The sequence below is a fragment of the Propioniciclava flava genome, assembly GCF_004126535.1.
GTDB classification, from domain to species: Bacteria; Actinomycetota; Actinomycetes; order Propionibacteriales; family Propionibacteriaceae; genus Propioniciclava; species Propioniciclava flava.
Genome location: NZ_PPCV01000003.1, coordinates 43,497 through 69,454, shown reverse-complemented (window position 1 = coordinate 69,454; position 25,958 = coordinate 43,497). Strand labels below are relative to the sequence as shown.

Genomic DNA, 25,958 nt, shown 5'->3' with positions numbered 1-25,958 from the left:
TAGTGCTGGGGTGTCCTAATGGTCGGGGTGGTCCAGTTCGAGCGCCCAGGTGACGCCCATCAGGTCGTCCACATCACCGAGATCGCAGCCGGTGATGTCGGCGTAGCGGCGCAGTCGGTAGCGCAGCGTGTTGGCGTGGACGTTGATCGCGGCGGCGGCCTTGTTGACGCTGTGCTGGTGCTCCAGCCAGGCCAGGACGGCGGCGCGCAGTTCGGCCCCGAACTCGCCTTCGGCCTCCAGCGGGGTACGGAACCGGTCGGCGTACATCCGCCACACGTCGGGCCGTGACGCGGCCGCCATCCGCCAGCCGAGCGTCGTGATGCCCTGGACGCCGTCGCGCCCGAGCCGGGCCGCGAGTTGCAGCGCCTGGCGGGCGACCCGGTCGGAACGGGGCAGCTCTTTGGGCGGGACGAAGGGGCCGATGCCGACGGCGACCCCGGGGTCGGTCGGTTCGGTGGCGACGATGCCGAGACACACCCCGCCGTCGGCGGCGACGAGGGCGCGGGTGCTGGTCGTTGAGCCGGTGGCCTCCAGGTGGGCGCGGACGCGTTCCACGTCGGCGGGGTTGGCTACCGCGCAGCGGACCGCGGCGTAAGGGGCGTGGGCGTCGATGGGGACCAGGGCGGACGCGTCGGGTCCTTCCCCGGCGAGGAGGCGGTGCACGGCAGCGGTACGCAGGCGGGCATCGCGAAGGGCGGCGTTCAGGGCGAGTTGGTGGTACTCGGTGATGATCCGGGTGCTGAAGGCGTCGCCGAGGCCCCACATGATGCGCGACCCGGCAACGGTGTCCTCGACCGAGAGGCGCGTCGAGGAGGCGATGTCGAGGAACTCTTCTTGAATGAGGGCGATGGAGATGCGGAAGCCGCGCACGATCTCCTCCACCGGAACTCCCGACTCGTAGCGTTCCCGCGCGGTCGTGGCGGCACCATCGAGGCTGGTCGGCTCGGGGACGCGTCCTTCCCGCAGTGCGGTCAGTGCGGTGCGGAGATTCCGGGCGACCGCGGAGGCCAGGGCAGTCGGCTCGATAGCGGCATAGCTGTCGAGTTGGGCGTAGATCCGGTCACAGGTGGGCCCGGTGAGGTCGGCCAGCGACTCGCCGAGCCGTGCAACGACGTCGGTCATCGTGGTTGTCTGCTCGCGCTGCCCTGCGCCCATGCCACCCCCTGTGCCGCCCCGGCGCGCCCACCGGTGGGCAGCAGCTCGTCAGCGACCGTTCCGGCCCATGCTACGGGCAACCTCAGGGCTTGTCGTGACTGCCCCCGTTCCGGTGTGCGCCGCAGCAGGCGTTCAGGCCAGCCGGCCAAGCAGACGGGTGCGGCTGCCTGGGCCCTACAGGCGCAGGGCGAGGGCGTTCGCGGTGAGACCTGCGGCCGTGCCACAGAGCAGGACGGTGTCGCCGGGGCCGACGCGGCCTTGTTCGAGCGCACGAATGAACGCGAAAGGCACCGACGCGGACACCATGTTTCCGTAGGTCTCCACCTCGTCGATGAACTGTCCTTCGGCGAATCCGAGTCGGAGCATCGTGGGGGCCATGGCGGGGCTGGCCTGGTGCGGCACCACCAGATCACAGTCGGTGACGTTCAGCCCTGAGCGGGCGAAGAAGCCGTCGAAGAAGTCGGGGAGCTTGCGCATCATGCCCAACAGGGCGGCGCGGCCGTCCATGTCGAACAGGTAGTCGGCCGGGTCGCCGGTGGCGTAGGCGGACGCCGGATGCGCCGACAGCCCGCCCCGCAGCTCGGTGTCGTGAGCGTGCTCGGGCCAGGTGCGCTGCGCGCTAGCGAGGACCCCGGCGTGCCGGTCGGTGCGGCGCAGCACCACGGCGGCGGCCGCGTCGGAGAACAACGAGAAGCTCTCGGGCTGATCGGGATTGAGGAACCTGGTGCCCACGTCCCCGCTGACGATCAGGACGGTCTCGTAGTCGCCCGCCTCCAGGTAGCGGGAGGCCACGTCGAGGGCGGTGATGAAGCTGGTGCAGGTCGAGTTCACGTCGAACGCGGCCGCGTGCCCGCCGGTGGTGAGTTGTTCCAGCACCAGCGCCGCCGTGCAGGGGATCGGCTGCACCCCCGCAGCACTCGCCCCGATCAGGCAATCGACATCCTCGGCGGTGATTCCCGCGGCAGCCAGCGCTCGTCGGGCCGCAGTCGCCAGGGCGTCCAGGTGGGACTCGTCTGGGGCGATCCGGTAGCGGGTGTGCGTGCCGAACGTCACCGTCGCGGCCGGCAGCCAGGTGCCGGTCCCGGCGATCTCACAGTGACGCATCAGCGCCGTCTCCCCTCCAGGCACGTGCCACGCGCCACTGGTCTCAACCCCGAACGGTAGGGCATTGCGGTGTCGAGAATCCCGACACACCTGCCGCGGTGGACGCCGACGCGCAATGAGGTTGACGAGTTGGCTGCCACGCTGGGCCGTGGGCGGTGCCCTCTTTTCAGGTCTTGGGTTCCTAGTAGGCGTACCAGCCGGGGCCAGGAAACGAGGTTCGAGGCTCCTGCGGCACGCGTTCGGTGAACCAGGCAACGAACCCGTCTTCTCGATTCACACCCATCCGGGCGATGGGCCTCACCGAGGTTTCGAGTTCGTGCGCCACCTCGTCGGCGAAGGCGTGCCCCTCCTGCGGGGAACTGAATGCCGAGATGAAGTCGCTCCAGTCCGCGCTGTCGAGTTCGAGGGTCGTGACGCTCGCTCCCGGGGGGATCGCCTCGGCGTTCACACTCGCCTGGGGGACGCTGGTGAGTTCGTAGCGGCCTGCAGCGACGCGCCGCACGACGTACCCCCGTGCCGTCAGCGATTCAAGGAAGGCCTCTCGGGAAAGAGTGTCGTCCATGTCCTGGCCTCCGGTGCTCGTCTCGTCCGCACCGGGGCTGCTCTGATCCGGTGCTCGCCTGGGTCGAGGATGTCAGAGCGCAGCGTCGGCGTCGTCTCCCCTCCAGGCGCGTTCCACGCGCCGCAGCTTCGTTCCCACGACCGAACGGTAGGGCAGGAACGCCGTGGCCGGCGGGCGGACACCGAGCTGCCGCCACAGGGTCGCCAGTTCCGTGCGCACGGACGCCTCCGCCTGCGCCGAATACGGAGAGATCTCCACGTCGAGCGCCTCACGCCCGACCTGCCGGACGCGGTACTCCTCGAACCCGTCGGCGTGCACGAGCGCCCGGCTCACCAGGTCGGCGAACACCGGCGTCGGCGTCCCGTCAGCGGACGGGAGCAGCAACGTGTCGTCCTCGCGGCCCTCGATCCGCTCCAACGCGCTCAGCACGCTGCCACACAGGCAGGGCGTCTCGCGGGCGACCAGCACGTCGCCCAGCCGGTACCGGACGATCGGTTGGGCGCGCCGTCGCAGGTCGGTGACGACCGGCACGAAGCGACGCTCATCCAGCGGCTCCCGCTCGATGATCACGTGGTCCTCGTTGAGGTGCAGGACGCCGTGGGCGCAGGTGTGCGCCAGGAATCCCTCGGTGCATTGGTAGAGCTGGTGCAGGACCGGCAGGTTCATCGCGGCTCGAATGTGGGCGGCGTCGCGCGGGTCCAGCACCTCGGCGACCGCATACACCCGCTCCGGTGCGAGGGTCAGGTCGCCCCGTGCGACGGCGTCCGCGATCCGGCGCAGCATGGACGGCGGCGCGACCAGGATCGTCGGCGCGAAGGCGCCCAGCCGCGCCAGGTTCTCGGCCTCGGGGGCGTACAGGTCGAAGTAGGAGAACGTGACCGCTCTCGACCCGACCGACTCGTACAAGGTGTTGTCGGCGCGCAGGAACAGGGCGATCCGATGCCCCCACAGCCGGTGCGGCGGCAGGGTGCGGGCGAGCACGGTGCCCGCCCAGGCGTCCCGCTCGGCCGGGGAGACGACGAACAGGCCACGATGCCCGGTGGTGCCCGACGACAGCCCCACCGAACAGCCCGCCAGGTCGCCGGTGAAGTCGCGGCTGCGCTCACCGCTCAACGCCAATTCCTCGGCCTGGGCCCGGGTGAGCGGGACGGTCACCAGGTCGTCGAACCCCGCCATCATGGACGCCTTGTCCATCGTCGGCAGGTCGGCCAGGCCCGCATCGGCGGGCACGTCGGCGAACCGCCGCGAATGCCGCCTCCAGAAGCGGATTTGGCGGCGTAGCAGGCGCAGCTGATGGGCTTCCAGGGCGTCGCGGTCGCGCCAGCGACGCAACCAGCGGGTCGCCGCGAACTCGGCGACGATGCGTGGCTTGCCCATCAGGGCAGCACGACGCGGGTGTCGTCGGTGTCGTGGCTGAACAGCACCCGCAGCCCGGCGCCCGCGGCGTCGCCCAGCAGGGCCGCCGTCCGGGCGTAGGCGTGGGGCTGGTGCTGGATCAGCCGGGGCACCAGCCGCAGCTCACGGGCGTGCGGGACGAACTCCGCACCCCAGGAGGCGTCCCCGGCAAGCAGCACCGCGTCGTCGACGAGCGCCCCCAGGTGGCCGCGCGCATGCCCGGGCAGGTGAACCAGCCGGTAGGCGCCGTCCCCCCACGGATCGAAGGCGTCCAGCGTGACGCCGGGGGCGACCTCGGCCGGCGCGAAGGAGGCGTCACAGACGATCTGCAGCCGCGCCTCCCAGCCGTCAGGCAGCAGCCCGCCGAGGACGCCCTCGCGGATCTTGGGGGCGTGCAGGCTCATCGCGACGCCCTCGGACAGCAACAGTTCGGCGTCCGGGAACGCCCCCAGCCCGCCGATGTGGTCAGGGTGCGCATGGGAAAGGACGACGTGGCTGACGCTGCCCGGGTCGATCCCGTCGGCGAGCAGTTGGGCGGCGATGGTCTGGTGGGGCTCGATGACCGGCGGCAGGAGCCGTCGGTACAGCGCGCCGGAGGTGCCGGTGTCCCACGGCAGGGCGGCGTAACCGGTGTCGAACAAGACGCGGCGTCCGGCACCGTCGTCGAACAAGTAGCAGGCCGAGGGGAACACGCGTCGCTCCCGGGGGGCTCCCCTGAACATCGCCGCCAGGTCGTGATGCGTCGAGCCGCACACGTAGCGGGTCAGCCGGGCGGGCGGGTCGCCGTGCCGCGGTGCGCCGACCGCCCGGGGTGAAGCCGCAGCTGGCGCGGACTGCTGCACAGGAGCGCCCGCCGCCGGATGCCCCGCGCACGCCGAGGTAGCCCGGTAGGCGGCGCCGATGCGCTCCAGGGCGGCGTCCAGGCTGATCAGCGGCTCGTAACCCAAGTCGGCGCGGGCCGCGGAGATGTCGAGGGTCTGGGCGTAGGCGATCGTCGTCACGGTGTAACGGGTCAGCGGCGGCTCGGGACGCGTCGGCAAGACGCCACACACCCCCTCCAGGACGCCCGCCGCCGCATAGGCGACTCGGCGGTTCAGCCGCCGGTGACGCGGGGGCAGCCCGCAGGCGTCCAGCAGTTGATCCAGCAGGGCCCCGAACGGGCGCGGGTCGCCGTTGGTGACGTTGTAGGTGCCCGCCCGCGGGTCGCCGTGATCCAGGCTGAGCCGCAGGGCGGCGGCGACGTTCTCCACGGCCGTCACGTCGATGAGTTGGGAGCCGTCACCGAACACAGGGACGCCGATCCGCTCGTAAACGCGCAGCAGACGCGGTACCAGACTCGGGTCGCCGACGCCGATCAGCCCCCGCGGGCGCAGGATGACCGCCTCGGGGACCACCCCGCGGGCCTGCGCGTCGATCACCAGCCGCTCGGCGGCGAGCTTGGTGCGGATGTACTCGTTGAGCCGGTTGCGCGGATCCGCGTCGCCCTCGCGCAGGCCGAGGTGGTCCCGTGGCGCGGCGTACACGCTGGGGGAGGAGACCAGCACGAACCGGCGCGCCCCGTTGCGGCGCGCGAACTCGATCGCCGCCCGGGTGCCCGCCACGTTGGCGCGCTCGAAGTCTGCTCGACGGCCCCAGGGCGTCGAGAGGGCGGCGGCGTGGATCACGGCGTCCACCTCGGTGCGGTGCTCGGGCAGGACGCTGAGGTCGCCGACGATGAGGTCGGCGGCGGCGTCGCCCAGGTCGCGGAGCGCGGTCAGGTTGCGGCCGGTGGCCACCACCGTGTGGCCGTGCTCGGCCAGATCGCGGACCACGTACCCGCCGAGGAAGCCGCTGGCTCCGGTGACCAGGACGCGTGAGGGGTGGGGCATGCCGCTCATGCTAGTCAACGCCTCCTCAGCCGCGTCGCGGCCCTCCCCGTACAGTGTCCGGCGTGCGGATCGCATTGGTGAGTGACTACTACCTGCCCACCCTCGGCGGGGTACAAACGGTCGTGAAGGCTCACCGCGAAGCCCTCACCGAAGCTGGGCACGAAGTGACCGTGTTTGCCCCGCTCGCCGAGCCGTCCGCCGATCCCGGGGTGGTGGCGCTGCCCGTGTCTGGGGTGTTTCGGCCCGACGGCTTTCCGTTCGCCTGGCCGCCCGGCGCCGTGGAGGACGCGCTGCGCACCGAGTTCGCGGCCCGCCGCGTCGAGGTGGTGCACGTCCACAGCGAAATGTTCGCAGCCCTGGGCGGCTTCGGGGCGGCACGGACGCTAGGCCTGCCCGTCGTCCAGACCATGCACGGCCGCATCGACGTCTACACCCGAAACGTGCTCCCCGCGCCCGCGCTGACCACCCTGCTGCTCGCCGCCCTGCACGCGAAGCGGCTCCCGCACGGGCCGCCGGTCCGCGGCGGGACTCCCTACACCCGCACCCGGTTGGCCCGGCGGATGTGGCGCCTCATGGTCAGCCAAGCCAATGCCGCCGACCGCGTCATCGTGCCGTCGCGCCACTTCGCCGCGAAGCTCCTCGACCAAGGCGTCACCACGCCGGTCAGCGTGCTGTCGAACGGGCTGGAGGCGTCCGTGCTGGACGCCGTGGGGACGCCCGCACCCCGCGTTCCGCACGGTGACCTGCGCGTGATGTGGTGCGGCCGGATGTCCCCGGAGAAACGCCCCGAGGTGTTCGTGGACGCCGTCGCGGCGACGCCCGGGGTGAGGGCGACCCTGTACGGCGACGGCATGGCGCTACGCCGCGTCCGCAGGCGCGCGGCGCGCGCGAACGGGCGGATCGTGCTGCGGGGCAGCGTCCCGCAGGCTGACGTGCTGGCCGGGATGCGCGCCCACGATATGTTCGTGTCCAGTTCGTACGACTTCGACAACCAGCCCATGGTGATGCTGGAGGCCGTCGCGTCCGGTCTGCCGGTCGTCCACCTGGATCCGGACCTGGCCGAGGTGGTTCCCGAGGGTGGCGGCCTGCTCACCGCATCCCCCGATGCTGCCGGGCTCGCCGCGACGCTCGCCGGGCTACGGGACGCCCCCGCGCGAGTCACGGCGATGAGCCAGGTGCTCGTGGACGGGCGTGGTGCCGCCGCCCAGGGGCGGCACCTTGCGGGCCTGCTGGACGCCTACGCGGCAGCGATCCGCTGCCACCCAGCGCGGTGATCCGTCCGGGCGTCAGCTCAGCTTGATCGCGTAAATGTTGCGATCGTAGGAGGCCACCACCAAGGTGTCGCCGAACATCGACGGGGTCGCCTCGACGTTCTTACCCAGGCTGATCGTGTGAATGTCCTGACCGGTCTGCGGGTCGAACAGGTGCATGACGCCATCGGAGTCGCTCAGGATGCCGTACTGCTTACCCGACGACGTGGTGACGATCGTGGGGGAACTCCACGAGTAGTTGCCCAAATGACGACGCCAGATCACCCCGCCGGTCTTCTTGTCCAGGGCCACCATGTCGCCTTCGCGCGGGGCGGTCGTCCGGGAGATGTTGAAGAACACCATGTCGGCGGAGGGGCCCGTGCCGAGGGCTGGGGTCGACAAGACGCCGCCGTTGATACCGGTGTAATAGGCGGGAATGTCGTATTGCCACACCTGCTTACCGGTCAGCGCATCGATCTTGCGAATGTTGGTGATCGCGTCCTTGCCGCCGTCAGCGATGCGGTTGTCGACCTCGTTGCCCGTGTAGAGGAACACGCCATCGCCCTCCTCCGACAGCACCAACGAGGCATCGGTGTCGTCGGAAACGTCGCGCATCCACAGCATCTGCAAGGAGGTGGCGTCCCAGCCGAACAGCTTGCCGGAGTTGTCGGCGGCGAACATCAGGTTGCGGTAGGCGACCGCCGAGTTCTCGACGCCGTAGCGCACGTTGCCCGGCGCGGTGTAGCGCAGGCGGGTCACTTGCGGGTTGATCGAGACCTTCTTCGCGGCCGGATCATAGACGCTGTTGAGCTTCACCTTGTAGATGAGGCCGTTTTCGGCGGGCTCGATGAGTGTGTCGGTCTCGGCGTCGATGAGCGCCGAGGAGTCGAAGGCTCCCCACTCGTGGCGCGGCGCGGCCGGGTCAAGCCCGGAGATGTGCCACACCTCCTTGTTCTGGATCAGGTCGAACGCGCGGTAGCGCCACGGCCCGTAGGTGCCGTTGGTGTCGTTGAGGCCCTGCCCGGCGTACAGCATCGGGAAGCCGCGCGGGTCGATGGACGCCGTGCCCTTGAACCCCCAGCCGACCTCGATCGGGGGTTTGGTCTCCTCCCCGGTCGCCAAATCCAGCCGATAGATCTTGCCCTCGAAGACGGGGTAGATGACCTCGACGAAGCTGTCGTCGTTGACGAACTTGTCCGCCAGACCCATCGCGACCTTCGTCTCGCGCGGCCACTGCACCAGCAGCGGCTGCCCCGTCCACCCGGCGCCAGGCCAGTAGGAGCCCTCGCCGCGGATCTCGCCGATCCGCTTGGTCCAGGCGACGCTGAGCTTCTCCTGGGTGACGGTGGGCGTGCCGTAGGTGCCGCCCGTGCGGTGATTGTTGCCGCGGAAGGTGAGCACGCCAGGGATCTGGTTGTACCGATCGGGCGTGCCAAAGACGACCTGCTCGCGGGAGGTGTACGAGATCGGGATGCCGTTGGCATCCACCACCGACCAGGAGAACGTGCCATCAGAATCGGTGATCGGACGCGTGTAGGTGGCGCCGTCCTTGGTGGGGTCGGTCCACCCCGGCAAGCTGGAGAGCCGGATCGCCGACGGTTGGCCGGTGGACGGCGTCGGTGCCGCGGTGGACGTCGGCTTGTTGGGGCGCTGCCCGACCTGGACGGTTTCGGTCGAGCATGCCGCCAGGCTCAGCGCCGTCGCGAACGCGATCCCCGTGGCGACCACGCGCCGGGCCTTCACCATGTTCGTCTCCTCGATCGGGTCACACTGGCGCCCAGCCTACCGGCGCGGCTACTCCCGCCCCGCCCGCGGAACGGGCTGCGGTGTCGCGCAGGCTGGCCGGGTGCCCCGGTGTCAGCAACGCAGGGGTTTGCGGTGCAGAGAATCTTGCCCGGTGAGACTCTTGGCAAAATCGCCGCGATGCGTTTATCGTTAGTGACGAACCGGCCAAATGCCGGGCCTGAAGCAAAGGAATCCCCTCATGCTCCACACCATGGACGCCGTTCAGCCCCACGCCACCTCCGGCGTGTGCATGGCTGCGTGTCCGTGTTGTCAGGCCTGACGAGGTCTTCTCTGCGGCTTTGAGCCGCATGACGGCGCCCTGGCTTACCCCTTCACCCCTGCAGAGGATCCTGGCGACACCCCACTGCGCCTGATCCACACCCCATTGTTATTCCCTTTCTTTTGCGCGCCCGCACAGCAATGAGCGACCCCTGCGTGCGCATTCTTTACTACCCACACCCTTTGAGGAGATGAATCATGGTGGCAACCGGATTGGTGCTCGGCGTCGTGCTGGGCTTCGTGTTCCAGCGGGGCCGGTTCTGTGTGACCGGAGCCTTCCGCGACGTGTGGCTCAGCCGCTCGACCCGCTGGCTGACCGCTTTTGGGCTCGCGATCGCCGTCCAGGCGGTCCTCGTCCAATCGCTGCTCGCCGCCGGGCTGATCAAGGCCAGCGTGCCGCACATCGCCTGGCTGGGCGTCATCGGTGGATCGTTCCTGTTCGGGATCGGCATCGTGCTCGCGGGCGGCTGCGCCACCGGCACCTACTACCGCTCCGGCGAAGGGCTGATCGGCTCCTGGATCGCCCTCATCTTCTACGCGCTGTTCGCCAGCGTCATGAAGTACGGGGCACTCAAACCGTTCAACGATGCGGTCTTGTCGCAAAAGTCCGACCTCACCACGGTGCAGGGCTCGCTCGGCATCAGCGTGTGGTTCCTCGTCGCGCTCCTGGTGGGCGTCGTCGCCTGGGCGCTGGTCCGCCAGCGCAACCGTCACGTCGCTGTCCTCGCCCCCACCTCGCACCGCACCGGGCTGGCCAAGCTCCTGTTCGACCGCCCATGGAGCCCCAACGCCACCGCCGTGGTCGTTGGCGTCCTCGCCGCCGCGGCCTACCCGCTGTCGAACGCCACCGGGCGCAACTCCGGGCTCGGCATCACGACACCCTCCGCGAACATCGTCCAGTTCTTGACGACCGGGGATCCGGCCAGCCTCGACTGGGGTGTGTTCTTCGTGCTCGGCCTGATCCCCGGCTCCTACATCGCCGCGAAGCTGGCAGGGGAGTTCCGGCTTCGGGCCCCGGACGCCCGCACCGCGGTCCGCGCCGTCATCGGCGGCACGGCGATGGGTGTCGGCGCGGCACTGGCGGGCGGCTGCACCATCGGCAACTCGCTCGTCCAGACGGCCCTGTTCAGCTACCAGGGGTGGGTGGCCTTCGTGTTCACCCTCCTCGGCGTCGGTGTCGGGGCCCGGTTCTTCATCACCACGCACCGCCGCGCTGGCGCCCAGCCGGTGCTGCTCACCCGCGACGACGACCTCGTCGGCGCCCGCTGATCCCTCACCACCCGCGACACCATCCGCGAAGGAGTTCTCTCATGTCCCTGTTTGACCGTTTCATCAAGCCGCTCGTCGACCGTCCTGACCTGCCGCACCTCGCCGCCTCGGCTCCGACCGCCGTCGCCACCGCCGAGCCGCGCCGCTACCGGCTCGATACCCTCGGGCAGGTGTGCCCGTTCCCGCTCGTGGAGGCCAAGCAGGCCATCGCCCAGATCGACTCGGGCGACGAACTGGTCATCGACTTCGACTGCACCCAGGCCACGGACTCGATCCCCAACTGGGCGGCCTCCGCTGGGCATGAGGTGACCGAGTTCAACGCGACGGGGGACGCCTCCTGGACGATCACCGTCAAGAAGGCCTGACCCACCCCGGGCGCGCCGGTCACCTCCCGGACCGGCGCGCCCCTTCGTCGTCGTAACCCCTGGCATCCCCAGGTGTCCTTACCGCGCGCGTACCGCTCCTGGTGGACGCCTGCGGTCAAAATGGGCGTCTCGATCGCGGTCGCCGTCGGGCTGTACGGCATCTCGTTCGGTGCGCTGGGGGTTGCTGCCGGTCTCAGCGTCTGGCAGGCCTGCGCGCTGAGCGCGCTCATGTTCACCGGCGGCTCACAGTTCGCGTTCATCGGGGTTATGTCCGGCGGCGGGACGCTGGGCGCGGCGACCCTGGCGGCCAGCCTGCTCGGCGTCCGCAACGCCGTCTACGGGGTCCAGATCACCGCGCTGCTGCGGCCGTCGCGGACAACTCGCCCGCTGATGGCCCACCTCACCATCGACGAATCCACCGCCACAGCCCTCGCCCAGCCCGACGCCCAGGAGCAACGTCGCGGGTTCTGGACGGCCGGGGTGGGGGTGTGGCTGTTGTGGAACCTGTTCACGTTGGTCGGCGCGATGCTGGGAGAACGGATCGGCGAGCCGACCGCCTGGGGGCTCGACGGCGCCGCAGTGGCGGCCTTCCTGGGGCTGTTGTGGCCCCGCCTGGTCGGGCGTGATGCGCGGACCATTGCCGTCGCCTCCGCTTTTGTGACCCTGATCGCGGCCCCCGTCGTCCCGGCGGGTATCCCGATCATCATCGCCGCAGGGGTGTCCGGGGCACTCGCCGTCCTCCAGCATCGTAGCGCCCGATGAGCGCCGCATCGACGCGCGGCGTCCGCCCATTGCAGGCCGTGGGGAGCGACCATGAGTGAGATGTGGCTGTGGGTGCTGGGCGCTTGCGCGATCGCCTACCTGACCAAACTGTCGGGTCACCTGGTGCCGGAGACCGTGCTGGAGCAGCCGTGGGTGAGCACGGTCAGCGCAGGCATGACCGTGGGCCTGCTGACCTCGCTCGTGGTGGTCAACACGGCGGTGACCGGAACCACGCTTGTGGTGGACGCGCGCCTGGCAGCCCTGCTCGCCGCCGGGATCGCCCTGTGGCTGAAGGCCCCGTATGTGGTCGTCGTGCTGGTGGGGGCGGTCGCCGCGGCCCTTACCCGGCTGGCGGGCTGGTAGACGGCAGCCGCGGGGCCGTCCGGTTCAGGCCGCAGACCCCTCGGCCACCTCAGGCCACCGACGAGGACGCAACGCGTGGGGTGCGCGGCAACCGGGACCACACACCCAGCGAGGCCAGCCAGACAGCGGCGAGCGCGCCGAGGGGAACCGAGACGGCGATGAGGCGTCCATCCACCAGATGGGTGAGGGCCGCGATAAGCAACCCCAGCGCGGTCAGCCCGCAGAGCCACGCCATCGTGGTGCCTCGCGACAACCCGGCCAAAGCGAGTTGGAACACCAGCCAGCCAGCCGCCACGACACCGACCGCCAACGCGGCCATGACCCATGGCAGCGTCAGCCGCCAGGCCGCCAGGGAGACGATGCTCGCGACAGCGCTGGCCCCCAGCAGCCACGCGGTGGCCTCCACCCCGGACGTGGCCGCCGCGGCACGCTGGACGACCAGGTCGTCGGCGGGCACGCCCCAGGCGTCCGCCCCACGCCACCGGCTACCCGCGGCGCCCAGGCGGGCCCGCCCCGAGGGTGTAGCGAGGCGCCGGACCAGAGTCCAGATGACATCCAGGGCGATGACGGCCAGCGGGGCCAAGACCATGGCCGGGGACGCGTTGGTGATCCACCCGTAGATCCCGATCGCGACGGCGACCGCGGCGAGGGAGGGGGCCAGCACGTGCTCGTCAGGGTCGGACGGGGGCCACACCAGGGCCGGAAGGATCGCCGCCGCAGCAACCACGGTCAGCGAACTCAGGCCGGGGTTGGGGATCCCCGCCGCGATCACGAGGATGACGAAAGCGCCGAGCAGGGCCACTGCGGAGGGCGTCCGAGGGGCGCCGGAGCGTTGCCCCGCCCGCGTGGCGAACACGATGATGGCGAAGGCGGCGACGGCGGTGACCCCCACCAAGAGGGCTTGCGTCGCGAACATGTCGCCGCGACGCCACTCGGCCACCATGCCGCCCACCAGAACCATGCCGCTGCCCAGCAGCCGCCAGAAGCGGTGCACCCCCAGCAACGATCCGAGGATCTCGATGAGCGCGGCGATCACCGTGAGCCCCGGCAGGATCAGCGACAAGGTGGTGGCAGCCCCGGACGCCGCCAGCGTCGCGAGCCCGCACGCGAGCCCCAGGGGGAGGCAGGCGCCGGCGATGCGCCGCCCGAAGGCCCCAGCGCGGGGGAGCAGCGCGGCGCACAGTGCGCTGACGAGCAGCGCGACGACGCCAGCCAGGAGCGTTCCGATCATCGTGGTATCCATCTCAGCTCAGCTTGATGCCGTAGATCTTCTGGTTGTACGAGGCGACGACCAGCATGTTGTTGTAGACCGCCACCGACGCCTCGATGTTCTTGCCCAGCGACAGCGTCGAGTAGTCGCGCCCGTCGACCGGATTGAACAGATGCAGCACCCCGTCGGAATCCCCGAAGACGCCGTACTGGTGGCCATCGGTCCCCGAGACGAGCACCGGTGAACTCCACGAGTATTTGCTGAGGCTGCGCGACCAGGCCACCGCCCCGGTGACCCGATCCAAGGCCAGCAGCGTGCCCTCGGAGGGAGCCGTGGTGCGGCCAACGTTGTAGAACACGAGATCGCCGACCTCGCCCTTGCCGAGCAACGACGTGGCCAGCACGCCGCCCTTGACGTGGAAGTCGAACATGGTCGGGACGGTGTGGTCCCAGACGACATCGCCGGTCAAGCCGTCCACCTTCACCAGGTGCGCGACTTGCCCTTGCCTCTGGACGCCGGACTCCGCCACGGATGTGCCCGTGTACAAGTACGGGCGGCCGTTCTCGACGCCGAGGGTCGGCGTGGTGTCGGAGTCGTTGCCGAACGAGAGTTGACGGGCCCACACGATCTGCAAGGTGGTGGCGTCCCAGCAGATGAGGTTCCCGTCGTTGTCCCCGGCGTACATCAGGTTCTTCCACGCGGAGGTGGAACTCTCGATGCCGTACTGGAACGCATACGGGTGCCGGTAGGTCATCTTGGTGATGGACGGGTCGACGCTCACCGTCTTTGCAGCCGGGTCGAAGGACGCGTTCAGCTTGGCCTGGTAGATGACCCCGTTCTCGCCGGGCTCCACGAGCGTGTCGGTGTGGGCGTCCACGAGCGCGGAGGAGTCGAACGCGCCCCAGCCGGTCGGATCCTTGCGTCCAGAAACCTCGTCGGTGCCGCTGATGTGGGCGACCTGCTTGTTCTGGATCAGGTCAAAGATCCGGTACTCGAAGGGGCCGCTGCGGGCGCCGTCCTGGTTGAGACCCTGACCGGCGTACAGCAGCGGATAACCGCGGGGATCGATCGAGCCGGTGCCCTTGAACCCCCACTGGCCCTCCATGGGCGGCTTCGTCTCCTGCCCGGTCGCCAGATCAAGTCGGTAGACGTGGCCGTCGAATACCGGGTAGATCACCTCGGTGAAGGACGGGTCGGCGGTCTGGGCGGCGCTGAGGCCCATCGCGGCCTTCGTGGCCTGGGGCCAGTTCACCAGCAGGGGTTGGCCGGTCCACCCGGCACCGGGGAAGTAGCTGCCCTCGGCTGCCACCGCGCCGATGTCGTGCGTCCAGGCGATGCTCATCTTCTTCTCGGTGAGGTTTGCCTGGCCGTAGGTCGGGGCAGTGCGGGCGTTGTTGCCGCGCCACGCCAAGACGCCGGGGATCGAGGTGTAATCCGACGGGTCACCCCATGAGACGGGCTGCGGGGCGCTGTAGTCGGTGAGAGGGATGGAATCCTGGTTGAACACCTGCCAGGAGATCTCCCCGGAGGTGCCCAGCAGCGGACGCGTCGCGCGTCCGTCGTCGGTGCGTCCCGGTGGGGTGTAGCCGGGGATCTGGGTGAGCGGGATCGGTGTCCGGTCGAAGGTGGCCCCTGCGGGGGCTTCTCCCGCGTGTGGTCGCGTGCCCGTGGTGATGGGGTCGGACCCGCATCCGGTGAGGGCCAGCACACCGATGACGATGACGCCTGCGAGTGCTCGCGTCGAACGTTTCCCGAACCGATCCATGCCACATTCCTCTCCCCGGGAGATCCCGGGGTCGCCACGGCCAGCCTACTCAGCCGTCATGGCGGTCAAGGGGAGGGGGAGGGCCCGGCCAGGGAACGTCTGATCCGGGCAGCGAGCCCCGCCGCCCGGCCAAGGAGCGCGGGCGCAGGGTCGGGGACGCCGACGCCCGCGGGCCGGAGGGAGGCTCCAGCACCGCGGGCGACGAGGGGAAACACGGGACGCGGGGGAACGGCTCGCGTGCGAGCCCCGCCGTGCGTCAGTGTGTCAAGGGCTGGCGTCCGATCGTGCCGACCAGCGAGGCGCGGTACTCCGGGCTGCCCAACGCCTCGATGGACGCATCCAGTTCGGAGAGCCGCTCGGCCAGGCCGAGGCGTTTGGCGGCCTCACAGTTGGCGTCCTGGCCCAGGAAATGCCGCAGGTCGTGCGCGCTGCGCTCCTGGTGGGCCAGATCCTCGTCGCGCTTGGCGTCGAGGCGGGCGGCATACCAGTCGGAAGCGAGGACCGATTCGCGCGTGAACTGGTCACGGAACGCGGCGTCGTCGAGGGTGAGCCCCTCGGCAGTCGAGCCGGTGGCCATGATCTCCAGCAGGCCCTTCAGCGGCGGGATGGCCGCCGAGATGGTGCCGTCGTCGAAGTAGGCCTGGGCGACGCGCTGGTGAGTCTTCACGATGACGGCCATCGACTCGGCGAACGTGTCCATGTCTTGCAGTTCCGGCTTGAGCATCGGCGCGGTGAACACGACGTCGGGGTGGAGGAAGATCCGGCCGAAGAACTGCGTCGTGAAGGCCTCGTTCATGCGGTAGCCGAGCCGGCTGGCCAGCACGGTTTCACCGTTGTGCTCGAAGTCGACCATCCGCTCCAGGTACCCGTTCTCGATGAGGGAACGGGCGTCACGCTCGGCCGGGGACATGCGGGAGAAGATTTCGGGGACCAGCAACGAGAAGTCGTGGTCGATCCGCATCGTCGGCCCGATGGTGCCCGCGGAGGACAGCCAGCCGTCGTAGCCGGTCAGCGCGAAGCTGAGGAACGCGGCGTTGAGGTCGTAGATCGCCGGCAGCGCGTTGAACGGCCCCTTCGTCATGGCGCCCTCGGATCCGGCGCCCGTCGTCGAGGGGGACTTCCCGGTCATGGAACTGATGAACTCCATGAACAGTTCCGGCAGTTCCATGTAGTGCAGCGGGTTGTAGGTGCACAGCGGTGGGACGCCCGGCTCGGCGGCGTTGTTGCGTCGCCCGGCCGCCACGATGTCGACGGGTGCCAGGCACTGCTCCGACAGGGGCACCCGACGCAGCAGGTGCAAGGCGACGTCGGCTGCCGCGGTGGCTTCGGGGTTCGACAGGTCGGGGCGTACCTGCAGGTAGCGCGGGTTCTTCGACCGCTTGCCGTTGACGATCCGCGGCTCGGCCGAGCAGGCGAAGTATTCCGGGGAGGTGCCATCGGGCAGCGACGCCGCGCGCTCGATGAGGTCGGCCATCGGCTCGGTGAACTCCGACTGGGCCTGCACGTCCTCGACCATGGCGCGCGCGTCGGCGTGCGTCAGCGGCTCGAAGTTCGAGATGAACGTGCCCGGACGGGCCATGTCCTTCTCGGTCTGCTTGTCGTAGCCGCGGTGAATGGCGTCGTCAGGACGCTGGAACAGCAGGCGTTCGCAGTTGGCCACGACCTTGCGCGACAGGTCGCGCGGCACGTCCGCCTCGGGCAGATCCCCGCCGGGAACGACCGTGGACGCAGTGATGTCGTCCTCCGACTGGACCTTCGCGGCGGCAGAGAAGTCGGGGCGCAGGCTGAACAGACGCCAGGAGCCATCGGCCTCGAACCCGACGCGCAGATAGTTGGCGACGATCTCAGCGCCGTCGAGGCGCACCTCGTTGCCTTCGCGGCCATTCAGCATCATGACGCTGAAGTGCTCACGCCACTGGGTGCCCCACTCCGGCTTGTAGAACCGCTTCACGGTGAACAGCAGTTCCTTGATGTGTTCGGGCAGCGTCGCCAGGTAGGCGTTGTGGCCTTCGCTGAAGCGGCTGGACGGGGTGAACAGCTTGATGACCGACCCCAGCGAACGCTCCGGGGACAAGATGCCGCGGTGGTCGACGCCGTTGCGCTCCGCCTTGGCGAAGCGGTGGGAGTAGTCGCCGTCGATGAGGGACTGGACCTGATCCATGTCCGCCTCGAAGTCGGCGGTGTAGACCGTCCCGAACACGAAGGCGTCCAGGATCGACTTGCTGATCTCGGACTTGCCGCCGCCGGACACCGTCGCGGGCTTGTGGCAGTGCGTCGGCGTCGGCGTGGTGCCGATGAGGTGCCACTGGCGGCGGTCGGTCTCGCGGTGCTTGGCGTGGACGCGGTACCCGTTGGGCAGCATGTAGGTGTGGTCGGCCAGCAGCGTGATGCTGGCGGTGCCTTCGGTGGTCGCCCAGGTGATGGTCTGCTCACGCATCGAGAAGGACGCCCCACGCGGGACGATCGTGATGTGCGGCCAGGCGCGCACGATGGCATGACCCTGCGGCTGCAGGTCGAAGGCCTCGGGGTCGCGCGCCACCACGTCGGCGACGTCGTAGCCCTCCGGCGTCCGGTCATCGACCCAATCGGTTCCCAGGTTGTAGGCGGGGAACACGACGGCACCACCGGCGTGCTCCTCCTCGGCGTTGCCGTACAGGTTCGCCGCGTAGGAGATCTGGGTCTTGACCTCCTTCTTGCAGTAGCCGAAGTAGTTGTCGGCGATGACGGTTGCGATGACGCCCCGGGCGTCGCGCAGGCACAGCTTGAACGCCTGGCCGCCGTTGTAGCGCTCGTCCTCGGTCGTCCAGCACTGCCCGTCGCGCTTCTGCCGCTCGGTGGCCTCGCTGACGTGGGGCATGCCCAGCGCCTTCTTGGTGAGCTTGGTCAGGTGCGGGGCCAAGACGACCAGGCCGGTGTGACCCGTCCAGTGCTCCGGGTCCAGCGAGGAGTCGTTCTCGGGAAGGTACGGGTCGCCCGCGTTGCCGAAGATCGACTCGACGAAGTCGAGGTTGGCCACCATGCCGCCCGGCACGATGAAGCGGACCTCCAGGCTCTTCTCCGTGGTGACGCCAGCGACGTCGGGAACGACGGTCGGGCGCAGCAACAGCGAAACAAAACACTCCGCGGGGTGTTCGGCGTCGGAGGACCACGGCAGGCGCAGCGCGTCGGCGGGCGCCTCGAAGGCGGCGGCGAAGATGCGGGCGGCTACGTCGCGGTCGACGGCGATCTTCTCGTCGGGGATCGGGAGGCCACCCTCGGCGAGGTGGAAGACACCCGCGGTGGTGCGCCGGTCGTTCGCGGGGTTGTGCAGGACGCCGTTGAGCAGGCGGTAGCTGGAGAGCAGTTCGGAACTGAAGGCGTCCCCGTGGACCGGGAGGGACAGTTCGCGGGCCATGCCGGGCTGATCCAGCACCAGAGTGCGGCGGGGGAGCTGCGGGGAGGCCGACGTGCCCGCCAGGAAGTCGTCGAGGAACGACTGAATCCGTTGATCGACGGGGCTGAGGCGCTCCGACAGGCGGCGCGACATCTCACGTTGGCGCGCTAGCAGCGGCGCGATCGTGCGGTCGTTAGCCAAGTCGTCGGCATCCACGAGGGGCTGCCCGAGCAGAGCGAGTCGAAGGTTGATGGCGGCCGTAGAGGGAGCTTCCATGTGACCATTTTCCCTCCTCGGGGCCGTCAGTGGCGCGCATTTCACGACGTTGGCGCCCCACGCCGGGTGTGGTTACCCTCCGTCGGCGTGGCCGATCTGGGAGACTGCACCAGGAGAGGAGGCCCGTGATGACGCAGCCCCGCAACATCGTCGTGTTCCATCCGACGTCCTATCGCGAGTCCCGGGCGGTCGGTGAGCACTTCCGCGCAGGTGACGTCGTGGTGCTGGACTTGACCGCGATGGACGCCGAGCCCATGCACCGGCTGGTCGACTTCGTCTCCGGGTTGGTCTTCGGGCTGCAGGGCAACATCGACCGGGTCAGCGCCTACGTCCTCGTCCTCGCGCCCCCTGGCGTGACGGCGATCGATGACGTGGAGCATCTGACGGGCTCCTTCTACAACCAGAGCTGAGCGGTCTGGCCCGGGTTCCGCAACGGTGGCTGTGAGCGGTCTCGCGCGGCGTCTCGCCGCAGCCTCAACGGAGGCGGAGAGTCTCAAGTTCTACATGAGGATTCATCAGGTTTCCTTTGACGTCCTCTCAGGATCACTGGCAACGTGCGGTGCGTCACCTGAGGAAGGATCCCAGCCATGCTCGGTTCTCGTATCGCATTGCGGACGGCGGTCACCAGCGCGCTGACGGGAGCCGTCATGTTCACCGGCTTGGTCATGTCCGGCCAAGCGCAGGCGTTCGATGAGGCTGTCTGGGATCGGGTGGCACAGTGCGAGTCCAGCGGAAACTGGTCGATCAACACGGGCAACGGCTACTACGGCGGCCTGCAGTTCAACGCGTCCACGTGGCGCGCGTACGGCGGCGCCAGCTATGCCCCCTACGCTCACCAGGCGACCAAGGCTCAACAGATCGCCGTCGCGCGCCGGACCCTGAACGCTCAGGGTCCGGGCGCGTGGCCTGTCTGCTCCAAGAAGGCGGGCCTGACCAAGGCCAACGGCGGGGCGGACGCGGGCGCGCAGCCCGGCGGAGGCTCCGGCGGGTCGGGCTCCCCGGCCAGCAGCGGCCCCGTGCAGGTGAGTGGGACGCTGGATCGCAGCACCATCGTTGCCCTGCAGAAGTGGGTCGGAACGACCGCCGACGGGGTGTGGGGCCGCAAGACCACCAGCGCGCTTCAAGCGAAGGTCGGCGCCAACGTGGACGGCGTCCGCGGGCCCGAAACGACGCGCAAAACCCAAGCCGTGATCGGGGCTGACGCCGACGGCATCTGGGGCGCCAAGACGACGCGTGCGCTTCAGGCCTATCTCGCTCAGCGCGGCTGACCCTCACGGGGTGTGCGCCGGGCGCCGGGTTCGCCCCCACCGTCCCCTGACATCGCCCCGAATCCCCTAGGCAGCGGCCTGGTTACCACGCATGCTGGAGTCATGACCGATCCGAATGCCCACAACCAGCCCACCACTCCGCAGGGCAGCACTCCATGGGCGAACCCGATGGACGCGCCCCCGCCGTTCCCCGATGCCGGGGTCGGTTCCCGCTCTGACAATCCCTACACCAACCCGTACGCCGCGGCCCCGCTCAACCAGTACGCCTCCCAGAGTGGCCGCAGCCCTTACGCGCAGGCGCCTGATGGCGACGACCGGCTCTGGGCGATGCTGGCCCACCTGTCGGCCCCGATCGCCGCGATCGTGTCCGCCGGGTGGCTCACCTTCCTGGGCCCGCTCATCGTGTGGCTGGTGAAGAAGGACTCCTCCCCGTTCGTGCGTAACGCGGCGGCGGGCGCCTTCAACTTCTCGCTCACGATGGCCATCTTCAGCGTCGTCGGCTGGATCTTGAACTTCACCGTTGTGCTCGCCATCATCGGTATCCCCATGGTGATCCTTGGCGCCCTGGGCGCGATCGTCTTGGGCGTCTATGGCGCGGTGAAGGCCTGGAACGGCGTCCCCTACTCCTACCCCTGGCAGTTCCGCATCCTGAGCTGAGCCGCTCACCTGAGCGGAGGCGGCCCGCCGGATCACCTGATCCGGCGGGCCGCCTCCCCGTTCCCGGGTGTTTTCGCTGCGGAGGTTCCATGCCGGCGTGATGCGCGAAGGAGGGTCGTCGTTAGCCGGGCAGGTGCCGTCGCGGCGCCATGCGAGCGCCGCGACGCGGGTGCCCGACCCGGGCCAGTTCCAGCAGTCGCTGGACGCGATACCGGTGTCCCGCATAGGGGGCCAGGATCTCCAGCATGACGGCGTCGTCGCGCTCCTCGCCGATCAGGGCGTAGGTGATGGAGCGGGCGACGTGGAAGTCACCCACGCTCACGGCGTCCGGATCGCCGTGCGACCGCTGACGGATCTCCGCCGACGTCCAGGCGCCCACCCCAGGAATGCTGCGAAGCCGCTGATCGGCGGTCGTGGCAGGCTCCTCGAGCGTGCGTTCGAGAGAGGGGGCGACGCGCGCGATCCGCTGGATGGTGTCCGAGCGGGCAGCGTCCACGGGCAAGCGCAGCCACTCCCACGAGGCGATGGCCCGGATCTGTTCAGGGGTCGGTGGAAGGCGCAGATCGTGGTCAGCGCCAGGCCCCGGGGCGGGTTCCCCGAAGCGGCGCAGGAGACGCCGGTAGCCGGTGAACGCCTCCTGCCCGGTGACCTTCTGCTCCAGTACCGCGGGGACGGCCGCCGCCCACACCACCCCGCCGCGCCCGATCCTCGCATGCTGGTGGGCTCGCCAGGCGGCCGCGAGCACCGGGTGCTGCGGCGCGAAATCGCTCGGGTCGTCCTCGGCCCCCAACATGCGCGGTAGCTCCGCCAAGGCCCACTCCGCGCCCGGCCCCCAGGCGTCGGCGACGACCTCCTCCCCGACGACCTGAGCGCGCAGGGTTGCCGCACCAGTAGGGGTCCCCAGCGCGCGCCAGTGTGCCCCGGCGTCGACGCGATAGGACGGGTCGCCCGTCCCCCGGCGCCACGTCGACCAGGACTGCATGAGGTTCACCGGCCGCCCTGCCCGCCATATGCGGCGCTGCGCGCTCACGCACTCACTCCGCTGACGGTGTTGACCAGCGTCACGACGGCGACCGCGATCAGCAGTCCGGCGAAGAGGAACGTCAGCGTCGACGGGCGGACCCGAGCGGCCAGCGGCCCGCCTGCCAGGCCCCCGAGCGCACTGCCTGCGGTGAACAACACGGTCACGGTCCAGTCCAGGGTGAGGCCCGTGCCCAGGCGTCCCAGAAGGCCCGCCAGGGAGGCGAGCACCATCGCGACCAGCGACATGGCCGTCGCCCGCCGCAGGGGGACGCGCAGGACCAGCACCAGCAGGGGCACCATCAAGAAGCCGCCGCCCACGCCGAAGAAACCGGTCAGCAGGCCGGTGAGCAGGCCCGCGGCCACCGTGCTGACCCACAGGCGCGTCGAGGCGGCAGGCAGTGTCAGACCGGCGTCGCTGGCATCGCCGCGATCCTCGGCCCGGCGATCGACGACGCCTTGGCCCAGCATGGCCGCGGCGACGACAGCCAGCAGGACGCCGAACGACCCCATCAGCGAGGCACCGTCGACGAGGAGGGAGAGCCGGGAGCCGAGCAGGGATCCGGCGACGGTGACGGCACCGAACGCCAGTGCCCTGCCCCACGGGACGAGTCGCTCCCGGATAGGGAAGATGAGCCCGGTCATCGCGGTGAATCCGACGATGACGAGGGAACTAGCCGCCGCGCTGTGGGGCGATTGGTGGAGCGCATAGACGAGGATCGGGACGGACAAGATGCCGCCGCCTGCACCCAGGGCGCCCACCACCAGGCCGACCAGCAGGCCGATGAGAATGGGCTCAATGAGGCTCACGGTTTCCCATCCTAGGCCGCCCGGCTCGACCCGGTCGGTGGCATGTGGTCGGATGGGGGCATGGCAGAACGTGGGGTGCCGGTCACGGTGCGGGTCTGGGCGCGATTGCAGGATGAGCAACGAGCCGAGGTCATCGACGCGTTGTTCGCCGCACTCCTGGAGACGGTTTCCCCGGGGTCTCGAGTGCTCGGGTCCGAGCCGGTGGTCGGGGTGCACCGCGAACCGCGCGCCGTGCTCGCTCACCTCGACGTGCTCCCCGAGGACGCCGAACGCGTCGTCGCGGCGATCCTGGATCTCGACGGGGTACTGCCTGCCGGATCCCAGATCGAGATCAACGGTGCCACCGCGCCGTTCGGGCGCCTGCAGGGCCTGGGGCTCTACCTCAACGGCACCCAGTTGGGCGAGGACGCCTACGCCCACGGCGATCTGCAGGCGACCGCGGACGCGCTGGCCGAAGCGGCCGGGGATGCCGGGGCGTTGTGGTCGCACTGGATGGGCCCGGCGGAAACGGCGTTCTATTTCTACGGCCCGGACGCCGGGGAACTCTGCGAACGCCTCGCGGTGATCGTCCCCGATCTGCCGCTGCTGCAGCGCAGCCGCTTCGCCGTCCTGCCCACTCACGACTGAGCCGGACGCCTCCTGGCACGCTACCCTCACCGCATGGCGGAGGCGTTCGGCGGCACGGCGGTCGAGGAGTCGCTGCTGTGCGGTGCGTTCGTCGTGGCGCTCATCGCCGTGGCTTTCGTCGCCGGGGCGCTGCGTCAGGCCCGGCGCCGTGCCGCTGAACTGGCCGCCGAGAATCGCCGTTGGCGCGCCCTCGCCATGGACCGGGCGGATCGAGTGGCGATCGTCAGCCACGAACTGCGCACCCCCATCGCGTTGATCAGTGGGGCCGCCGAACTGCTGCTCGACGGCGCGGCAGGTGACCTGACCGCCACGCAGCACGACCTCGTCGACACCATCGACGTCAAGGCGTCCGAGGTCTTGGCGCTGGCAGCCGACCTGCTCACCGACGCGAAGATCGACGCGGCGCTGTTCCAGTTCCGGGCGACGACCGTCGACGTGCGGCGAGTGACGACCGGGATCGTGCGCGATCTGCGCCACCTGTATCCCAACCGGATCACGCTCTCGGCGCGGGGAGCGTCCCCGCGGATCACGGGTGATCCGGACCTCATCCGCCAAGCACTCACCAACCTGATTACCAACGCGGCCCGGCATGCGGGAGAAGAGGCGCGGATCGGCGTCACCGTGCGGCCGAATGAGGACGGCGTGCTGATCGTCGTCTCCGACGACGGGACGGGGATGAGCCCCGAACAGACCTCGGAGCTGTTTCGGCGAGGACTTGCGGGCAAGAGCGAAACCGGAAATGGTCTGGGCATGCTGATCACGCGGCGCATCGTCGAACTCCATGGGGGCCGGTGCCTGGTGGATTCGGCCGTCAACGTCGGCACGACGATCTTGTGCAGCCTGCCTCGGCACAGCCCCGAACGCGACGAACTCACCGCCGAGCCGGTCGCATGACTGCGGCCGCCACCGTGCTCGTCGTCGACGACGAGCCCCGCATGCGGACGATGCTGGATCTTGCGCTGAGCGCTGCGGGCTATGGGGTGCGGACCGCGCCCGATGCCACCGCAGCGTGGCGGCTGCTGCAAGAGGAGAGCATCGCGCTGGTGGTGCTGGATGTGATGATGCCCGGGGTGAGCGGGCTGGAACTGTGCCAGCGGATCCGCGAGCACGCCAGCGTGCCCGTGATCCTGCTCACCGCCCGTGATGCTGCCGCCGACCGCGTCGAAGGTCTGGAGGCGGGCGCCGACGACTACCTGGCGAAGCCGTTCAGCCCGCGCGAGTTGGTCCTGCGCGTGGGCGCCATCCTGCGTCGCACCTCAGGGCGTCAGCCGCAGCGGGTCGTCGGGACGCGGCGAGCCATCGGCGATCTCAACCTGGACGCGGCGCTCACGCTTGCCCGTCGGGGGTCACGCGACCTCCACCTGACCCCCTCGGAGTTCCGCCTGCTGTGGCTCCTGACCGAGGAGGTGGGGACGCTGGTGAGCACCGAGCAACTCCTGGAGGCGATCGGCCACGACAGCGACCGCTGGGGTGGGCGTGCCGCGCTCCGGACAGCCATCTACCGGCTGCGCGGCAAGATTGAGGACGGCCCCGGCGAGCCGTGCATCGTCACCGAACACGGCCGCGGTTATCGTTTTGTCACCCCGCGGCGCGGAGCGTGACGAGTATCACAAAACCGTGACGTTGCCCCTGATCAGAGGCATGGTGGCCCCCCTGACCGGCTTCCTACACTGAGGCCGCAGGGCCCAGTGTCGGGCCCCTATCGTCAAGGGAGTCGAACACATGATCAAGCGTGCATGGGGTGTCGTCGCGGGAGCCGCGGCCCTCGCCCTCAGCCTCGGTGGCTGTGTCGTGAGCAACAACCCCACCGCCAGCCCGGGCGCCGGCGGGGAGGGCACCGCGTTGAGCGGCAAGCTCACGGTTGCCTGCGGTGCCATGGAAGAGGTGTGTGACGCCTGGACCAAGGCCTTCACCGCCAAGACCGGCGTCCAGACCTCGTTCGTCCGGCTCAGCTCCGGTGAGACCGTCGCCCGTCTGGCCGCCTCGAAGGCCGCCCCCGAGTTCGACGTGTGGCATGGCGGCCCCGCCGACGGCTACGGCGCCGCCGCGGGCCAGGATCTGCTGGAGAAGTACACCCCCGAGAACGCCTCCCAGATCCCCGACAAGTACAAGGATCCCAACGGGTACTGGAACGGCGTCTACGTCGGCGCCCTCGGGTTCTGCTCCAACGCGAAGGTCCTGAAGGAGAAGGGCGTTGAACTCCCGACCTCCTGGGACGCGCTGCTCGACCCCAAGCTGAAGTCCCAGATCTCCACCGCACACCCGTCCACCTCGGGCACCGCGTTCACGACGCTGTGGACCCAGGTCGTCCTGCGTGGCGGCGAGGATCAGGCTCTGGACTACATGAAGAAGCTTCACTCCAACGTTCTGCAGTACACCAAGTCCGGGACGGCCCCCGGCCAGATCGCGGGCCGCGGCGAGGTCGCCGTCGGCCTGGTGTTCAGCCATGACTGCGTGCTCTACAAGGAGCGGGGCATGAGCGACCTGGAAGTGTCGTTCCCCGCCGAGGGCACCGGGTACGAGATCGGCGGCGTCGCCGTCGTCAAGAACGGCCCGAACACGGCCGCGGCCAAGGCGTACGCCAACTGGGCGCTGTCGGCTGAGGCGCAGGAGATCGGCCCGACGGTGGGTTCCTACCAGCTCCACACCAACCCGAACGCGAAGAACGACCCCCGCATGGTGGATCTGAACTCCATCAAGCTGGTCGACTACGACTTCGCGAAGGCGGCCGCGGCCAAGAAGCAGCTCACCGCTCGCTTCGACGCCGAGGTTGCCGCGCAGCCGAAGTCGTAACC

Annotated in this window: 23 protein-coding genes; 12 read left to right on the top strand and 11 right to left on the bottom strand. The window is 69.7% G+C overall.

All coding sequences use genetic code 11. The features are described from left to right. Window positions 1-15 precede the first annotated feature (15 nt). The 5 genes from C1706_RS05060 to C1706_RS05040 all read right to left on the bottom strand — a co-directional run bounded on the left by C1706_RS05060 (window position 16) and on the right by C1706_RS05040 (window position 6,084). Window positions 16-1,122: a PucR family transcriptional regulator gene (locus C1706_RS05060; RefSeq protein ID WP_129458147.1), complete on the bottom strand. Its 1,107-nt coding sequence runs from the start codon at window positions 1,120-1,122 to the stop codon at window positions 16-18. Window positions 1,123-1,329: 207 nt separating this feature from the next. Next, on the bottom strand, window positions 1,330-2,259 hold the full coding sequence (locus tag C1706_RS05055; RefSeq protein WP_129458146.1) for a 3-oxoacyl-[acyl-carrier-protein] synthase III C-terminal domain-containing protein: 930 nt from the start codon (window positions 2,257-2,259) through the stop codon (window positions 1,330-1,332). Between the two features lie 181 nt (window positions 2,260-2,440). Beyond that, a complete protein-coding gene (locus C1706_RS05050) occupies window positions 2,441-2,821 on the bottom strand; it encodes a hypothetical protein (RefSeq protein ID WP_129458145.1) in 381 nt (126 codons plus the stop codon). Between the two features lie 72 nt (window positions 2,822-2,893). Then, a complete protein-coding gene (locus tag C1706_RS05045) occupies window positions 2,894-4,198 on the bottom strand; it encodes a F390 synthetase-related protein (protein WP_129458144.1) in 1,305 nt (434 codons plus the stop codon). Next, a complete protein-coding gene (locus tag C1706_RS05040) occupies window positions 4,198-6,084 on the bottom strand; it encodes an NAD-dependent epimerase/dehydratase family protein (protein ID WP_164987436.1) in 1,887 nt (628 codons plus the stop codon). The genes C1706_RS05045 and C1706_RS05040 overlap by 1 nt, the downstream gene beginning before the upstream one ends. A gap of 62 nt (window positions 6,085-6,146) precedes the next feature. Between C1706_RS05040 and C1706_RS05035 the strand changes: the two genes are divergently transcribed. Next, entirely contained in the window at window positions 6,147-7,358 is a 1,212-nt protein-coding gene (locus C1706_RS05035) for a glycosyltransferase (protein WP_129458142.1), read from the top strand. A gap of 12 nt (window positions 7,359-7,370) precedes the next feature. Here the strand turns inward: C1706_RS05035 and C1706_RS05030 are convergent, their stop codons facing one another. Then, window positions 7,371-9,080 (bottom strand): BamB-related PQQ repeat family beta-propellar protein, encoded by a 1,710-nt coding sequence (locus tag C1706_RS05030; protein ID WP_129458141.1) that lies wholly within the window; start codon window positions 9,078-9,080, stop codon window positions 7,371-7,373. A gap of 516 nt (window positions 9,081-9,596) precedes the next feature. Between C1706_RS05030 and C1706_RS05025 the strand changes: the two genes are divergently transcribed. From C1706_RS05025 to C1706_RS05010, 4 genes are all read left to right on the top strand, one after another. Next, a complete protein-coding gene (locus tag C1706_RS05025) occupies window positions 9,597-10,667 on the top strand; it encodes a YeeE/YedE family protein (protein WP_129458140.1) in 1,071 nt (356 codons plus the stop codon). Window positions 10,668-10,708: 41 nt separating this feature from the next. Next, complete coding sequence (locus tag C1706_RS05020) at window positions 10,709-11,032, top strand: sulfurtransferase TusA family protein (RefSeq protein ID WP_129458139.1); 324 nt, start codon at window positions 10,709-10,711, stop codon at window positions 11,030-11,032. A 72-nt stretch (window positions 11,033-11,104) separates the two neighbouring features. Continuing rightward, window positions 11,105-11,794 carry an AzlC family ABC transporter permease gene (locus tag C1706_RS05015; protein ID WP_241653441.1) on the top strand — a complete coding sequence of 230 codons (690 nt, stop codon included), beginning with the start codon at window positions 11,105-11,107 and terminating at the stop codon, window positions 11,792-11,794. 51 nt (window positions 11,795-11,845) lie between these two features. After that, on the top strand, window positions 11,846-12,157 hold the full coding sequence (locus tag C1706_RS05010) for an AzlD domain-containing protein (RefSeq protein ID WP_241653440.1): 312 nt from the start codon (window positions 11,846-11,848) through the stop codon (window positions 12,155-12,157). Between the two features lie 49 nt (window positions 12,158-12,206). On the opposite strand, the gene C1706_RS05005 is transcribed toward C1706_RS05010, so the two are convergent. The 3 genes from C1706_RS05005 to C1706_RS04995 form a co-directional block, all read right to left on the bottom strand. Continuing rightward, window positions 12,207-13,400: a hypothetical protein gene (locus C1706_RS05005; RefSeq protein WP_164987435.1), complete on the bottom strand. Its 1,194-nt coding sequence runs from the start codon at window positions 13,398-13,400 to the stop codon at window positions 12,207-12,209. 1 nt (window position 13,401) lies between these two features. Beyond that, window positions 13,402-15,132: a BamB-related PQQ repeat family beta-propellar protein gene (locus C1706_RS05000; protein ID WP_129458137.1), complete on the bottom strand. Its 1,731-nt coding sequence runs from the start codon at window positions 15,130-15,132 to the stop codon at window positions 13,402-13,404. Window positions 15,133-15,388: 256 nt separating this feature from the next. Further along, window positions 15,389-18,781 (bottom strand): PPi-type phosphoenolpyruvate carboxykinase family protein, encoded by a 3,393-nt coding sequence (locus tag C1706_RS04995; RefSeq protein WP_129458136.1) that lies wholly within the window; start codon window positions 18,779-18,781, stop codon window positions 15,389-15,391. A 128-nt stretch (window positions 18,782-18,909) separates the two neighbouring features. On the opposite strand from C1706_RS04995, the gene C1706_RS04990 reads away from it, so the two are divergent. The 3 genes from C1706_RS04990 (at window position 18,910) to C1706_RS04980 (ending at window position 20,706) form a co-directional block, all read left to right on the top strand. Then, complete coding sequence (locus tag C1706_RS04990) at window positions 18,910-19,191, top strand: cell division protein SepF (protein ID WP_129458135.1); 282 nt, start codon at window positions 18,910-18,912, stop codon at window positions 19,189-19,191. A gap of 177 nt (window positions 19,192-19,368) precedes the next feature. After that, window positions 19,369-20,049 carry a transglycosylase family protein gene (locus C1706_RS14765; RefSeq protein ID WP_129458134.1) on the top strand — a complete coding sequence of 227 codons (681 nt, stop codon included), beginning with the start codon at window positions 19,369-19,371 and terminating at the stop codon, window positions 20,047-20,049. Between the two features lie 102 nt (window positions 20,050-20,151). After that, window positions 20,152-20,706 (top strand): DUF4870 domain-containing protein, encoded by a 555-nt coding sequence (locus C1706_RS04980; protein WP_206660987.1) that lies wholly within the window; start codon window positions 20,152-20,154, stop codon window positions 20,704-20,706. 121 nt (window positions 20,707-20,827) lie between these two features. On the opposite strand, the gene C1706_RS04975 is transcribed toward C1706_RS04980, so the two are convergent. Together C1706_RS04975 and C1706_RS04970 are read right to left on the bottom strand one after the other, a co-directional pair. Beyond that, on the bottom strand, window positions 20,828-21,736 hold the full coding sequence (locus tag C1706_RS04975) for a DNA-3-methyladenine glycosylase family protein (RefSeq protein ID WP_241653439.1): 909 nt from the start codon (window positions 21,734-21,736) through the stop codon (window positions 20,828-20,830). Continuing rightward, entirely contained in the window at window positions 21,733-22,536 is an 804-nt protein-coding gene (locus C1706_RS04970) for a TSUP family transporter (RefSeq protein ID WP_206660986.1), read from the bottom strand. The genes C1706_RS04975 and C1706_RS04970 overlap by 4 nt, the downstream gene beginning before the upstream one ends. 60 nt (window positions 22,537-22,596) lie before the next feature. Between C1706_RS04970 and C1706_RS04965 the strand changes: the two genes are divergently transcribed. The 4 genes from C1706_RS04965 to C1706_RS04950 all read left to right on the top strand — a co-directional run bounded on the left by C1706_RS04965 (window position 22,597) and on the right by C1706_RS04950 (window position 25,956). Next, window positions 22,597-23,163, top strand: coding sequence for a hypothetical protein (locus C1706_RS04965; protein ID WP_129458133.1), 567 nt, complete (start codon window positions 22,597-22,599; stop codon window positions 23,161-23,163). A 33-nt stretch (window positions 23,164-23,196) separates the two neighbouring features. Then, the gene (locus tag C1706_RS04960; protein ID WP_129458132.1) at window positions 23,197-24,057 is read left to right on the top strand and encodes a sensor histidine kinase; all 861 of its coding nucleotides are present in this window, start codon (window positions 23,197-23,199) and stop codon (window positions 24,055-24,057) included. Beyond that, the gene (locus tag C1706_RS04955; protein WP_129458131.1) at window positions 24,054-24,764 is read left to right on the top strand and encodes a response regulator transcription factor; all 711 of its coding nucleotides are present in this window, start codon (window positions 24,054-24,056) and stop codon (window positions 24,762-24,764) included. Before C1706_RS04960 ends, C1706_RS04955 begins: the two co-directional genes overlap by 4 nt. A gap of 121 nt (window positions 24,765-24,885) precedes the next feature. After that, window positions 24,886-25,956 carry an ABC transporter substrate-binding protein gene (locus C1706_RS04950; protein ID WP_129458130.1) on the top strand — a complete coding sequence of 357 codons (1,071 nt, stop codon included), beginning with the start codon at window positions 24,886-24,888 and terminating at the stop codon, window positions 25,954-25,956. Window positions 25,957-25,958 lie beyond the last annotated feature (2 nt).

Excerpts from the sequence above, each read along its gene's own strand:
- C1706_RS05025 (WP_129458140.1), top strand. The coding sequence starts at position 9,597 with ATGGTGGCAACCGGATTGGTGCTCGGCGTCGTGCTGGGCTTCGTGTTC.
- C1706_RS05055 (WP_129458146.1), bottom strand. The coding sequence starts at position 2,259 with ATGCGTCACTGTGAGATCGCCGGGACCGGCACCTGGCTGCCGGCCGCG.
- C1706_RS05050 (WP_129458145.1), bottom strand. The coding sequence starts at position 2,821 with ATGGACGACACTCTTTCCCGAGAGGCCTTCCTTGAATCGCTGACGGCA.
- C1706_RS05005 (WP_164987435.1), bottom strand. The coding sequence starts at position 13,400 with ATGGATACCACGATGATCGGAACGCTCCTGGCTGGCGTCGTCGCGCTG.
- C1706_RS04950 (WP_129458130.1), top strand. The coding sequence starts at position 24,886 with ATGATCAAGCGTGCATGGGGTGTCGTCGCGGGAGCCGCGGCCCTCGCC.
- C1706_RS05010 (WP_241653440.1), top strand. The coding sequence starts at position 11,846 with ATGAGTGAGATGTGGCTGTGGGTGCTGGGCGCTTGCGCGATCGCCTAC.
- C1706_RS04990 (WP_129458135.1), top strand. The coding sequence starts at position 18,910 with ATGACGCAGCCCCGCAACATCGTCGTGTTCCATCCGACGTCCTATCGC.
- C1706_RS05060 (WP_129458147.1), bottom strand. The coding sequence starts at position 1,122 with ATGACCGACGTCGTTGCACGGCTCGGCGAGTCGCTGGCCGACCTCACC.
- C1706_RS05030 (WP_129458141.1), bottom strand. The coding sequence starts at position 9,080 with ATGGTGAAGGCCCGGCGCGTGGTCGCCACGGGGATCGCGTTCGCGACG.
- C1706_RS04965 (WP_129458133.1), top strand. The coding sequence starts at position 22,597 with ATGGCAGAACGTGGGGTGCCGGTCACGGTGCGGGTCTGGGCGCGATTG.
- C1706_RS05040 (WP_164987436.1), bottom strand. The coding sequence starts at position 6,084 with ATGCCCCACCCCTCACGCGTCCTGGTCACCGGAGCCAGCGGCTTCCTC.
- C1706_RS04980 (WP_206660987.1), top strand. The coding sequence starts at position 20,152 with ATGACCGATCCGAATGCCCACAACCAGCCCACCACTCCGCAGGGCAGC.
- C1706_RS05020 (WP_129458139.1), top strand. The coding sequence starts at position 10,709 with ATGTCCCTGTTTGACCGTTTCATCAAGCCGCTCGTCGACCGTCCTGAC.
- C1706_RS05045 (WP_129458144.1), bottom strand. The coding sequence starts at position 4,198 with ATGGGCAAGCCACGCATCGTCGCCGAGTTCGCGGCGACCCGCTGGTTG.
- C1706_RS04995 (WP_129458136.1), bottom strand. The coding sequence starts at position 18,781 with ATGGAAGCTCCCTCTACGGCCGCCATCAACCTTCGACTCGCTCTGCTC.
- C1706_RS05000 (WP_129458137.1), bottom strand. The coding sequence starts at position 15,132 with ATGGATCGGTTCGGGAAACGTTCGACGCGAGCACTCGCAGGCGTCATC.
- C1706_RS14765 (WP_129458134.1), top strand. The coding sequence starts at position 19,369 with ATGCTCGGTTCTCGTATCGCATTGCGGACGGCGGTCACCAGCGCGCTG.
- C1706_RS04960 (WP_129458132.1), top strand. The coding sequence starts at position 23,197 with ATGGCGGAGGCGTTCGGCGGCACGGCGGTCGAGGAGTCGCTGCTGTGC.
- C1706_RS04955 (WP_129458131.1), top strand. The coding sequence starts at position 24,054 with ATGACTGCGGCCGCCACCGTGCTCGTCGTCGACGACGAGCCCCGCATG.